General features: G+C 59.1%; 11 protein-coding genes. 6 read left to right on the forward strand and 5 right to left on the reverse strand.

The window, feature by feature from the left end:
- Positions 1-36 precede the first annotated feature (36 nt).
- From ppk1 to C7H10_RS04930, 3 genes are all read right to left on the reverse strand, one after another.
- A complete protein-coding gene (gene ppk1, locus C7H10_RS04920; protein WP_061330832.1) occupies positions 37-2,178 on the reverse strand; it encodes a polyphosphate kinase 1 in 2,142 nt (713 codons plus the stop codon).
- A gap of 43 nt (positions 2,179-2,221) precedes the next feature.
- Positions 2,222-3,253: a porphobilinogen synthase gene (gene hemB, locus C7H10_RS04925; protein ID WP_171039992.1), complete on the reverse strand. Its 1,032-nt coding sequence runs from the start codon at positions 3,251-3,253 to the stop codon at positions 2,222-2,224.
- Between the two features lie 168 nt (positions 3,254-3,421).
- Positions 3,422-3,643: a hypothetical protein gene (locus tag C7H10_RS04930; RefSeq protein ID WP_061330833.1), complete on the reverse strand. Its 222-nt coding sequence runs from the start codon at positions 3,641-3,643 to the stop codon at positions 3,422-3,424.
- A gap of 272 nt (positions 3,644-3,915) precedes the next feature.
- On the opposite strand from C7H10_RS04930, the gene C7H10_RS04935 reads away from it, so the two are divergent.
- The 4 genes from C7H10_RS04935 (at position 3,916) to panP (ending at position 8,665) form a co-directional block, all read left to right on the forward strand.
- Entirely contained in the window at positions 3,916-4,545 is a 630-nt protein-coding gene (locus C7H10_RS04935) for a TetR/AcrR family transcriptional regulator (protein WP_106693979.1), read from the forward strand.
- 2 nt (positions 4,546-4,547) lie between these two features.
- Complete coding sequence (locus C7H10_RS04940; RefSeq protein WP_106693980.1) at positions 4,548-6,239, forward strand: isovaleryl-CoA dehydrogenase; 1,692 nt, start codon at positions 4,548-4,550, stop codon at positions 6,237-6,239.
- Between the two features lie 203 nt (positions 6,240-6,442).
- Positions 6,443-6,790 carry a DUF503 domain-containing protein gene (locus tag C7H10_RS04945; protein ID WP_061330836.1) on the forward strand — a complete coding sequence of 116 codons (348 nt, stop codon included), beginning with the start codon at positions 6,443-6,445 and terminating at the stop codon, positions 6,788-6,790.
- Positions 6,791-6,988: 198 nt separating this feature from the next.
- On the forward strand, positions 6,989-8,665 hold the full coding sequence (gene panP / locus C7H10_RS04950) for a pyridoxal-dependent aspartate 1-decarboxylase PanP (RefSeq protein WP_106693981.1): 1,677 nt from the start codon (positions 6,989-6,991) through the stop codon (positions 8,663-8,665).
- Positions 8,666-8,853: 188 nt separating this feature from the next.
- On the opposite strand, the gene C7H10_RS04955 is transcribed toward panP, so the two are convergent.
- A complete protein-coding gene (locus C7H10_RS04955) occupies positions 8,854-9,120 on the reverse strand; it encodes a hypothetical protein (RefSeq protein ID WP_058091522.1) in 267 nt (88 codons plus the stop codon).
- 107 nt (positions 9,121-9,227) lie between these two features.
- Entirely contained in the window at positions 9,228-10,793 is a 1,566-nt protein-coding gene (locus tag C7H10_RS04960; protein ID WP_106693982.1) for an inorganic phosphate transporter, read from the reverse strand.
- Between the two features lie 198 nt (positions 10,794-10,991).
- Here C7H10_RS04960 and C7H10_RS04965 point away from each other — a divergent pair, with 198 nt between their 5' ends.
- Entirely contained in the window at positions 10,992-12,095 is a 1,104-nt protein-coding gene (locus C7H10_RS04965; protein WP_106693983.1) for a GGDEF domain-containing protein, read from the forward strand.
- A gap of 75 nt (positions 12,096-12,170) precedes the next feature.
- On the forward strand, positions 12,171-12,617 hold the full coding sequence (locus C7H10_RS04970) for a flavodoxin (protein ID WP_106693984.1): 447 nt from the start codon (positions 12,171-12,173) through the stop codon (positions 12,615-12,617).
- The last annotated feature ends 103 nt before the right edge of the window (positions 12,618-12,720 follow it).

Here is a 12,720-nt window from a genome sequence, read left to right on the forward strand (position 1 = left end):
TTGTGTTTTTATTTCCTGCTGGCCGGGGCCAGCGTATTAATTCGGTTTAGAGGTTAACCGGTCCAGCAACACCAGCTGCGAAGCCAGGCGCTCCTCACCTTCTTCTGGCTGATTCTGTAGATAACTGCCATCAGACTGCAATACCCAGGACTGGCAGTTATCTGAAAGATAGGTATCCAGATCCTCGGTCACCCGCTCAATCAGCGCCGGCTCTTCGATCGGGAAGGCGGTCTCAACCCGGCTCAGCAGGTTCCGCTCCATACCATCGGCGCTGGAACAGTAAACGTCGGGTTTGCCGTTGTTGCCGAAATAATATACCCGGGTATGCTCAAGAAAGCGCCCGATGATGGACCGCACCCGGATATTTTCTGACAGGCCCGGCACCTGGGGACGCAAGCAGCAGATACCACGAATGATCAGATCAATACTGGCACCGGCCTGGGACGCCCGGTACAGGGCTTTGATCACCTGCGGCTCGGTCAGGGCGTTGAACTTGAAGATAATCCGCCCGTTCTCCCCAAGCCCGGCTTCCCGCTCTATCAGACTGATCAGGCGATTGTGCAGGGTGAAGGGGGCGTGAAACAACTTCTTGATCTTCAATGCCTTGCCCATGCCGGTCAGCTGCTGGAACAGCTTGTTGACATCGTCACCGATGGATTCGTCGCAGGTCATGAAGCTGTAATCGGTGTACAGCCGGGCGTTACCGGCATGGTAGTTACCGGTACCCAGGTGCACATAACGGCGCAGCCGGCCTTCTTCCCGGCGCACAATCAGGATCATCTTGGCGTGGGTTTTGTAGCCCACCACGCCGTATACCACAATAACCCCCGCCTCCTGCAGACGGCTTGCCAGCTCCAGGTTTTCTGCCTCGCTGAACCGGGCCCGCAGCTCAATAACGGCAGTCACTTCCTTGCCCCGTCGGGCGGCATCCGCCAACGCCTCGACAATTTCGGAGTCGGCTCCGGTGCGGTACAGGGTCTGGCGGATCGCCAGCACATGGGGATCTTTCGCCGCCTGACGCAGCAGGTCGACCACCGGGCTGAAGTTTTCATAGGGATGCAATAACAGCAAGGGCCGCTTGCGGATGGCATCAAACATGGATTCCTTGCTGCGAATCTGGCGCGGAATCGAGGGTGAAAAACTGGAATAGGTCAGGTCGGGGCGATCCACCAGGCTGCCAACGGCCATCAGACGGGTCAGGTTGACCGGCCCATGCACCTGATACAGGTCCCGCTCGGTCAGACCGAACTCCCGCAACAGAAACTGCACCAACTCCTCCGGGCAGTTGTCGGCCACCTCCAAACGCACTCCGTCACCAAACCGGCGACTCAACAATTCGCCGCGCAGGGCCGAGGCCAGGTCTTCCAGGTCGTCTTCCAGCTCAAGGTCAGCGTTACGGGTCAACCGAAACTGGTAGCAGCCTTTCACTTCCATGCCCGGGAACAACTCGTCCGCATGGGCATGGATCATTGATGACAGAAACACCAGGTTGTCGCCGCCGTCACAGACGTCATCCGGCAGCCGAACCAGGCGAGGCAAGGAGCGGGGGGCGGGCACAATGGCCATGCCGGTTTCCCGACCGAAGGCGTCTTTGCCATCGAGTTCAACGATGAAGTTGAGGCTCTTGTTCACCAGGCGTGGGAACGGGTGCGACGGATCCAGCCCGATGGGGCTGACCACCGGTAATATCTCTTCCTCGAAGTAGTTCCGCACCCACTCTGCCTGGGCCGGCGTCCACTCACGGCGCCGGACAAAGTGAATGTTCTCTTTCTCCAGCTCGGGGATCAGCACGTTATTGATGATGTCGTACTGCTCGTGGATGTAGTCGTGGGCCACCCGGCTGATCTCCGCCAGCACCTGGTCTGGCTGCATGCCGTCCACGCCCACGGTCTCCCGACCGTACTTCATTTGCTGGCGCAGGCCCGCCACCCGGATTTCAAAGAACTCGTCCATGTTGCTGCTAAAAATGCAGCAGAAGATCAACCGGTTGATCAGCGGATGAGTGGTATCCAGCGCCTGCTTCAACACCCGGTAGTTGAACTGAAGCTGACTCAGCTCGCGGTTGAAATAGTTTTCACTGGCGTCCAGATTGATGTCTTCACCCACCGGCGGTACATCTACCGGCGCAGGCACACTCTGGTCACTGATCTCTGCGGTTTGCGCATTCTCGGTTGTCATTACTCTTTATATCCATGGTTATTTCGGGCGCCTTCAAGCCCCTCTATGCCCGCGAACGATCCCTCATCAGTCTCGCCGCGCGCACTGCAAAATAGGTCAGGATGCCGTCAGCACCGGCACGGCGCATGGCCATCAGGCTCTCCATCATCACCGCATCGCCATCCAGCCAGCCGTTCTGCGCAGCGGCCATATGCATGGCGTACTCGCCGCTCACCTGATAGACAAACGTGGGCACCTGCAGTTCGGTTTTCACCCGGTGCACAATATCCAGATAAGGCATGCCCGGTTTAATCATCACCATATCGGCACCCTCGGCCAGATCCATCGCCACTTCATGAATGGCTTCGTCACTGTTGGCCGGATCCATCTGATACGTCGCCTTGTCGGCCTTGCCCAGGTTGGCGGCAGAACCGACCGCATCCCGGAACGGGCCGTAATAGCTGGAGGCATACTTGGCAGAGTAGGCCAGAATCCGGGTATTCACATAACCGGCACCTTCCAGGGCATCGCGGATAGCCGCCACGCGACCGTCCATCATATCTGAAGGGGCAACCACATCAGCCCCCGCATCGGCATGGGACAACGCCTGGTTCACCAGAGCTTCAACGGTGACATCGTTCAACACATAACCGTTATGATCAATAATGCCATCCTGGCCATGGGTGGTGAACGGGTCCAGGGCAACGTCGGTGATCACGCCCAGTTCCGGCTGAGCTTTCTTCAAGGCACGAACCGCCCGCTGAGCCAGACCGTCCGAATCCCAGGCACCCGAGCCAGACAGATTCTTCCTCTCAGCAGGGACGACCGGAAACAGCGCCACCGCCGGAATGCCCAGCTCCACCAGTTCCGCAGCCTGCTCCACCAGAAGATCGACGCTCAGGCGCTCCACCCCCGGCATGGACGGCACCGCCTCACGCTGGTTCTCGCCTTCAAGCACAAACACCGGGTAGATCAGGTTATCAGGCGACAGCTGACTTTCCCGAACCAGTCGGCGGGAAAAATCACTGGCGCGGTTACGACGCAAACGGGTCGACGGATAGGCTCGGCTTGATATCGGCGGGCGCTGTTTGGACACGGATAACCTCCTGAATATGGATGGCTTTGGAAAGTGATGACATCATACACCCCAGAGGCCACGCATTGCAGGTTTGAGCCCAGTGTGCCGTTGACCGATGACAATCCAGTGACAAAAAACGGACGGCCCTGCCTCAGGATGACAGTCGCCGCCCGCCAACGAAGGGAATCAGATGGATCGGTTGTTAAACCCTACTTCCACCTTGCGTGGGGAGTCCGCACGGAAGGTGGTGTCCACCTCCTGTATCCGACCGCCACTTTGCAGGAATGCTTCGATATCAGCCTGCAACTGGGCCCTGACCCGTGCCCTGCCGGCAATGGAATGGTTATCGTCACTGTCGCTGGTCCAGTTACCGGACTGCTCCAGATTGCTTTCGTCGAATTCACTCATGGTATTTTCTCCATCAACGAAAACAGAACTACAAGTACTGTTGGCTCTACGCCTGACAGCACCCCGTCTCGACCGCCGGCCGCCTGCGGCCCCGTCTTGGCGTCTTTATAATCCGGTTTTGGTGACGACGCTATTTCCTGACAACCACTTTTTTGTAACTTTTTGTATCCAATCTCAAGCCCATGATTTTAAAGATGTCTTGCATGACAAAACAAACGACTGCAAATTGACACAAAGAATGAACCATGATTCACTACTTGTAAGGAGCCGGCATGGCCTATCGTGAAACCGAAAAGATGCGCGAACGGAAAGCCCGGGCACGCCAGAACATCATCGAGCGCACCTGGGAATGTGTCGCTGAAGGTGGCTTCCGAAGTGCCCGTATCACCAGGATTGCCGGCCTGGCCGGCGTCGCCACCGGCACCATCTATCGGCATTTCGAGTCCCGCGAGGACCTTTTTGCCGAAATCTTCCGGTTGGCCACCCAGCGGGAAGTCGACAAGGTGGCCGAAGCGCTCAACGTATACGGGAACGCCGTTGAACGCCTCGACAACGCCTTGAGGAAATTTGCCCAGAGGGCCCTCAAAGGCCCCATGAAAGCCTGGGCCCTGATCGCCGAACCGGTGGATCCAAAGGTAGAAGAAGAGCGACTGGTTTACCGAAAGGCCTACGCCAGCCTCTTTGAACAAGCGATCCGGGACGGCATAGCCGAGGGCTGCATACCGGACCAGAACGCCCGGCTCGCCAGTACCTGCCTGGTGGGCGCAATATCAGAATCCCTGGTGGGGCCACTGTCACCAACCCAGACAGACATACCGCCGGGGCAAGACAACAACGAAGATGAGCTGGTCAACACCATCGTCTGCTTCTGCATACGGGGGTTGACCGGCACCAGGAGCTAACCATGAACAGCCCGCAGCGCAAGACTGAGTCCACCGCCGACAACCGCTACCTGTCGGCCACCCACGAGGTGATCAACCAGCCACGACCGCTGGAGAACTACAACCTCTACGAACAGGACACCGCGCTGCGGGAGGCGGTACTGCGAGAGGGCGCCGGCTTCGCCAACGACGACCTGAGTCAGTTTGGCGCCTGGGCCGGCCAGGCGGATACCATTGACCTGGGCAACCAGGCCAACGCCAACAAGCCCACCTTTCGCACTCACGATCGATACGGCCATCGGGTAGACGAAGTTACGTTCCACCCGGCCTACCACGAACTCATGCGAGTGGCCCTGGAAAATGGCCTGCACAGCTCACCCTGGACCAACCCCGGCAAGGGTGCCCACGTCGCCCGCGCCGCCAAATACTACCTGCACTCCCAGGTAGAAGCGGCGCACTGCTGCCCGATCACCATGACTTTCGCGGCCATCCCGTCGATCCAGAACCAGCCTGACCTGGCCAAGCTCTGGGCCCCGAAAATCCTGGCCAACGAATACGACAGCCGCAACGTACCAGACACCGACAAAACCTCCGTGACCATCGGCATGGCCATGACCGAGAAACAGGGCGGCAGTGACGTACGTGCCAACACCACCGTGGCCTACCCGACAGGCCAGGAAGGCCCGGGCCAGCCCTACGAACTGGTCGGCCACAAATGGTTTGTCTCTGCCCCCATGTGCGACGCTTTCCTGGTCCTGGCCCAGACCACCAGCGGCCTGTCCTGCTTCCTGATGCCCAGATGGCGCCCGGACGGCACAAAGAACCCCTGGCAGGTACAGCAGCTGAAAAACAAAATGGGCAACGTTGCCAACGCCTCCAGCGAAGTGGAAATCCCCGGCGCCCTGGCGTGGATGGTCGGTGAAGAAGGCCGCGGCGTCAGAACCATCATCGAAATGGTCGCCATGACCCGCTTCGACTGCATGATCGGCAGCGCCGCCGGCATGCGCCAGGCCGTCGCCCAGGCCAGCCACCACTGCCACAACCGCAGCGCCTTCGGCGCCCGCCTGAGCGACCAGCCGCTGATGCAGAACGTACTGGCCGACCTGATCATCGAAAACGAAGCCGCCCTCGCCTACACCATGCGCGTGGCCCGGGCGATGGACAACCAGGGCAACGAGCACGAACGCCTGCTGGCCCGCCTGGCCACCCCCGTAGGCAAATACTGGATCTGCAAACGCACCCCCAACCACGCCTACGAAGCCATGGAATGCATCGGCGGCAGCGGCGTGATGGAAGACTGCATCATGCCCCGACTGTTCCGGGAGTCTCCGGTCAACGCCATCTGGGAAGGCAGCGGCAACGTCCAGTGCCTCGACACCCTCCGCGCCCTGCAGAAAGAACCCGAAACCCTGGACGCCTTCTTCAAAGAAGCCGCCGAAGCCCGTGGCACCGACCGCCGCTTCGACCAGTTCCTGGCACAGCTCCAGCACGACTTCGCCGACATCAGCGACTTCCAGTACCGTGCCCGCAACCTCGTCGACCGCATGGCCCTGACCATGCAAGGCTCCCTGCTGCTGCGCTTCGGCGATAAAGACGTCGCAGACGCCTTCTGCGCCTCAAGACTGCAATCCAGCGGCGGCATGAACTACGGCAACCTGCCCTCCGGCACCAACCCGGCGGCGATTATCAAACGGGGGACGCCTGTAGTAGGCTAGGGGAAACCCAGACAGCCTGTCCCGAAAGCCAGGGCAACCGGCTGAAGCGACTCCCCGTATACCGTTCGGGAAGCGGTGAGGGTGGGCTGTTCAAAACCTTGCGGAGCCATGGATGGCGGAGCAGAGCGTACAAGGACGTATCCACAGCGTGTTTTGAACAGCCCACCCTCACCGGTTCCTGCACCAAACGAGCCAAACCAGACATGTCAGAAGCCCTGAGAAAACTGCTCAAAGAAGGCAAAAACCCACAACAGCACCAGGACATCACCCCCCACGTAGGCGTCCTCACCCTACACTTCCAGCTCTACGCCTGCGAAGACCTCAAAGCCAAACGCAAAGCCTTCACCGCCATGAAAGCCATCTGGGGCAAAGAACCCGACCTCGCCGTCGCCGAAACCGCCGACCACGACGCCCTCGACTGCGCCACCTGGACCATCGCCGCCCTCGGCGCCAGCGCCCAGCAAATCACCCAGCGCCTCGACCAGATTGAAAAAGACATCCAGGACCGCATCGACGCCGCCATCCTCGACGTCCACCGGGAAATCCTCTGACCCCAACAGAGGCCAAAATCCCCATGGCCCTCGAGGCATAGCGTCATTCCTGTTCAGGCCTTATACTACCGCCCCTCAGGGAATACATGACCTGCAAGCACGCAGGCTATACTACGAGTGTCGGGCAACGCCCGGCTTCGTCCGCCGGGTTTCCGGAACCGACCTTGCGGATAACCACTGAAAGAAGTGTGTGGCTCTATGACCGGAAAGAAAAAATCCGCCCAGGCCTCCGTTGAGGCCATGTATCGCGTATTCACGGTGCCCGAGGCGCCGGAATCCACCCTGAGCCGCATCGACCAGAACATCTCCCGGAACCTGGCGGGCTTCCTCCAGGAACACATCGTCGCCGTTGAACGCGACCTGAGCGATGTCGAAAAAAACTTCGCCGACTCCGTGATTCCGGAAAAGCCGGTATTCGTCTCCGAACAGGCCCAATTCCTGCTCGACAAACTGGTCGCCAACTCGGTGCACACCGCCTCACCGGCATTCATCGGCCACATGACCTCGGCACTGCCCTATTTCATGCTGCCGTTGTCCAAAATCATGATTGCCCTGAACCAGAACCTGGTAAAAACCGAAACCTCCAAAGCCTTCACCCCGCTGGAGCGCCAGGTACTGGGCATGATTCACCGGCTGGTGTACCAGCAGGACGGCTCCTTCTACCGCAAATGGATGCACGACCCCCGGCACGCCCTGGGCGCCATGTGCTCCGGCGGCACCGTTGCCAACCTCACCGCCCTGTGGGTCGCCCGCAACCGCGCCTTCCCCGCCGAAGGCAGCTTCCGCGGCCTGCACGAAGAAGGCCTGTTCCGGGCACTGAGGTATTACGGCTGCGAAGGCGCCGCCATCGTTGTCTCCAAGCGCGGCCACTATTCCCTGCGCAAAGCCGCCGACGTACTCGGCCTGGGCCGCGACGCCCTGGTGCCGGTGGAAACCGACGAATTCAACCGCATCCAGCCCGATGCCCTGCGGGATAAATGCCTGGAACTGCAGAAACAGAAAATCAAAGTCATGGCCATCTGCGGCGTGGCCGGCACCACCGAAACCGGCAACGTCGACCCGCTGGACGCCATGGCCGACATCGCCCGGGAATTCGGCGCCCACTTCCACGTCGACGCCGCCTGGGGCGGGCCAACCCTGTTCTCCCGCACCCACAAACACCTGCTGCGCGGCATCGAGAAAGCCGACTCGGTCACCTTCGACGCCCACAAACAGCTCTACGTACCCATGGGCGCCGGCCTGGTGGTCTTCAAAGACCCCAGCCTGGCCAGCGCGGTAGAACACCACGCCCAGTACATCATCCGGAAAGGCTCAAGAGACCTCGGCAGCACCACCCTCGAAGGCTCCCGCCCGGGCATGGCCATGCTGATCCACTCCGGCCTGAAAATCCTCGCCAGAGAAGGCTACGAAATCCTCATCGACCAGGGCATCGACAAAGCCAAAACCTTTGCCAACATGATCGATGAACAACCGGATTTCGAGTTGGTCACCCGCCCGGAACTGAACATCCTGACCTACCGCTATTGCCCGGAAGACGTACGCCAGGCACTGGCCATGGCCGACGAACTGCAGGCAGAGAAAATGAACACCTGCCTGAACCGCATCACCAAATTCATCCAGAAAACCCAGCGGGAGCGAGGCAAGGCATTCGTCTCCCGAACCCGACTGGAGCCGGCCCGTTACTACCACTTCCCGTGCATCGTCTTCCGGGTGGTCCTGGCCAACCCGTTAACAACACCGGAAATTCTGGAAGATATTCTCAAGGAACAGCGGGAACTGTCGAACGAGGATGGCATTGCCGATGAGATTGCCATCCTGCACCAGATGGCGGAAGCGGTTTTAAATCAAAACCAGAAAGAAGCCAAACAGGCCTGAGCTTAGCGAAACCCTCTCAAAGTTATGGGGCGGGGCTTGTGGGAGCCCTTTCCAAAACCTTGCGGAGCCATGGATGGCGGAGCAGAGCGTACAGGGAAGTATTCACAGCGTGTTTTGGAAAGGGCTCCCACAAGCCCCAACCTACTCCAAAGCCCGAAGCCAAAAAGCGGCCCACGCCAAAGCTAGAATCAGTAAAGCGCCTCTTCGTCATCCAGCACCTCGTGCAGGATCTCCAGAAACATCTTGTCTGCCTCGCTCCAGTTCTCCGGAATCCGGATGGTGGTGTTGGCACTGATCTCGCGAGCGATCAACTCATCGGAATTCGGCTGTCCCTTGTATTTGCGGGCAATATCCATGGATTTGACCGCAATGGTCGGCTCGCTCATCACCTTCTTGATGAACACCCGCAACTCTTCAATCATCTTGGCCTGACGGCTCTCGGAAGATGAACTCATTCCTGACTCCCCGATTATGGATAGCGTTAAAGCAAAGCGGCCCGTTCAGGGCCTGATGCCCATAGTATGGCCAATCCGCAGGGCGGTAACCAGCCCCGCATAAACCATCAGATCATCAAACCACGCAGGGCGAAGAACAGGAACGCCGCCATCAGGGCAGACGCCGGCACAGTGATGATCCACGCGGCAGCAATCCGGAACAGGTGCGAGCGCTTGACCATTTCTTCCTTGTAGATCTTCTTCAGGCGCTTGCGTTCAGACTTGGACAGCGGCACCTGATCCTTCTTTTTCTTGGCCTGCTTCAGCAGATTCTCCATTTCCTCGACAGAGGCATTGCGGAAATCTTCCAGGAACGGCTTCAGTCGCTCCTGCTCCGCCGGATCATGGTGCTCCATGATCTTGTGCAACTGGGTGGCATAGTTGGATTTCAGGTATTCCCGCAGGAAACCAACCCCGAATACGCCACCAATGGCAATATGGGTGGAGCTGACCGGCAGCCCCAACTGGGAAGCAAGGATAACGGTGAGTGCTGCAGACAAGGCAATACAGAACGCACGGGTTTTATCCAGCTCGGTGATTTCGCTGCCGACCGTCTTGATCAGGCGTGGGCCAAACAGCATCAGGCCCACCGCAAGACCCAGAGCACCGACCAACATCACCCAAAGCGGGATGCTGGCCGAGGTGACCACACCGCCACCGGCCTGGATGGCATCATTAATGGCCGCCAGCGGACCAATGGCATTGGCCACATCGTTGGCGCCGTGGGCAAAGCTCAGCAGCGCAGCGGCAAAGATCAACGGCCAGGTGAACAGCATATTCACACCATCGGTGCTGTTCTCCATCGTCGCCGCCTTGCGGCCGACCAGGGTTCTCATGGCGAAAAACACCACTGCCGCCAATGCCAGACCAATCAAGGCGGACTGGGTGAAGTCCAGCTTCACCAGCTTGCTCACACCTTTGATCATCAGGTAAGTGCCGAAGGCCCACGCCATGATGGCCACCAGCCAGGGCACAAAGGTGCGGGCCGCTGACACCAGGTTCTTCTGGTACAGCACGGTCTTTTTGATCACAAACAGGAACAAGGCCGCCAGGGCGCCACCCAGTACCGGGGAAATCACCCAACTCGCAGCGATCTTGCCCATCACCGACCAGTCGGCGATGGCCCAGCCGCCAGCGGCAATACCGGCCCCCAGAACGCCTCCAACTATCGAGTGGGTGGTGGACACGGGCGCGCCCATCCAGGTGGCCAGGTTCAGCCACAGGGCGCCAGCCAGCAAGGCTGCGGTCATCAGCCAGACAAAGGCTCTCGGGTCATCGAGGTTGGTGGGATCAATGATGCCGCCCTTAATGGTTGAAACCACATCGCCCCCGGCAATGATCGCGCCACCGGCTTCAAACACCGCCGCAAGCAAAACAGCGCCGCCGAGCGACAGGGCACCCGAACCGACCGCCGGGCCGACGTTGTTGGCGACGTCATTGGCGCCGATGTTGATGGCCATGTAACCGCCAATAACAGCCGCCGCCATCAACAGCATATTATTGGGCAGGCCCTGGCTAAAGGAGCCAACCACAAGCCAGACGATAAGCAGAAACAGAACACTCAGGCCGACCCGATACCGTTCCGTGGCGGGGCTGGTGAGGAGGGTATCCAGAAAGTTGCTGGAGCGGGCCATAATCAATGTCATCTCTTGTGAGCTGAATGAACATCGGGCAGTCATGCCACGGGGGGCAAACTATAAAATTTTTGCCATAAAATTGAAACAAAACTGACACGCAAGGCAGGCGTCACATTCCCGTAAAGAGGGACTGCAAATGCTACATAATTTGGCGCATACTTCCGGAAAGAGCGTCAAAAAACGATAAAAACGCCCATGACCCACGACACCCTAGCCGACCACGCCAGCTCCCGGGAACAGGAAGAGCGGCAAATCTCCCGCTTGCTCAATGGCCTGTCCGTGATGGCCGTCGTGTTTCTGGCGGGTATTGGCACCAAGGCCTGGTATGCGGAGCACCCGGTTCATGCCTGGGTGCTCTGGCTGTTCATTGTTCCTGTTGCGTTCAACATGATCTGGTACGCCTGGACGCGGGATCGGGTTGTTCAGAAGGCCGGCCTGCTGACCACCGTCGGGCTCCTGTTCGCCTACCTCCTGGCGTCAGGCGGCGAGGGCAACACCGGGCCTTTGTGGTTCTATGTATTCCCTCCGCTGCTTTTTTACCTGACCAGTCTGAAAGGCGGGACTGCTATTCTGCTGTTCTGTTATCTCTTGGCGATCATCGTCTTCCAGTTTCCGGGGCTACCCCTGGTGACCGCGGAATACTCCACCGACTTCAAAATTCGCTTCTTTGCCACCCTGACCTTTGAATCCATTTTCTGCTTTGTACTGGAAGCGGGGCGCCTGCGGGCCCGGAACAGGCTCCTGGCGCTGGCCAAAACCCATGAACGTGCAGCCCGCACCGACGAGCTGACCGGACTGGCCAACCGTCGGGAAATGCAGAACCGGCTGGATACCGAGTTCTCCCGTTTCAAACGCGCTGGCCACCATTTCTCTGTGGTGCTGATTGACCTGGACCTGTTCAAACGCATCAACGACGACCATGGCCACAACGCTGGCGACGCGGTGCTCCGTCAGTTCGCCGACCTTACCCATACCGTGGTGCGACAATCCGACCTGGCCGCCCGCTGGGGCGGGGAAGAATTTCTCCTGCTACTTCCAGACACCAGCCTGCTGCAAGCCCTGGCATTGGCCGAGCGGCTTCGGGCAGAGGTAGCCAGCACACAGTTCCAATATCAGGGCGAGACGCTGCCAGTCACCATCAGTGCCGGAGTCTGTTCCATTTCCAAGGCGGGTTCGGTGAATGAATTACTCAAACAGGCTGATATCCAGTTGTACAACGCCAAAGATGCGGGCAGGAACCGTATCGCGCCCCGGGTAAGAAGCCAGGGCATCACGGAGTCAACAGAAACCCGGGCTTGAGCCTGCGGGACACCATCGCTATGATCAGCCCCGGTTGGCCAGGGGGCCGAAGTCCTGACAAATATAGGTGGTGACATGGCAGCAATTCGAGTTCTGGTGGGCAGTGTTTATGGTGGCGCCCTGCTGACGGCCCGCAAGATTCGCGAGGAACTGGAAACCGACGGGCACCAGGTGGTCGTGCTGGAAAACCCTCAGCTTGATGACATCACCAACAATGACGACGCCCTTCTGGTTTGCACCTCCACCACCGGGCAAGGCGAGATACCGGCCAACCTGCTGCCCTTTTACCTGGCCCTGAGGGAACAACTGCCTCAGCAGCCCGGCCGGCCGTTCGGTATCATTGTGCTGGGCGACAGTTCCTACGGAGACACTTTCTGCGGTGCCGGCGATTTGATCGAAGAAGCGTTTTACGAAACCGGCGCCCGCAAGGTAGGCGATTCCCTGAGAGTGGATGCCCTGGAAACCATGGAGCCGGAATCCGAGGCCGTGCCCTGGGCAAAAAACTGGGTTAACGGGATTTGACCAATCTTTACACAAGTTACCAAATCTACGAACCGTGATGCTTGAGCCGCCTCCGGCGACAGGCCATACTCGTCAGCATAACGACAATAACGGTAACCTGTGA

It is taken from the genome of Marinobacter shengliensis (assembly GCF_003007715.1).
GTDB lineage: Bacteria > Pseudomonadota > Gammaproteobacteria > Pseudomonadales > Oleiphilaceae > Marinobacter > Marinobacter shengliensis.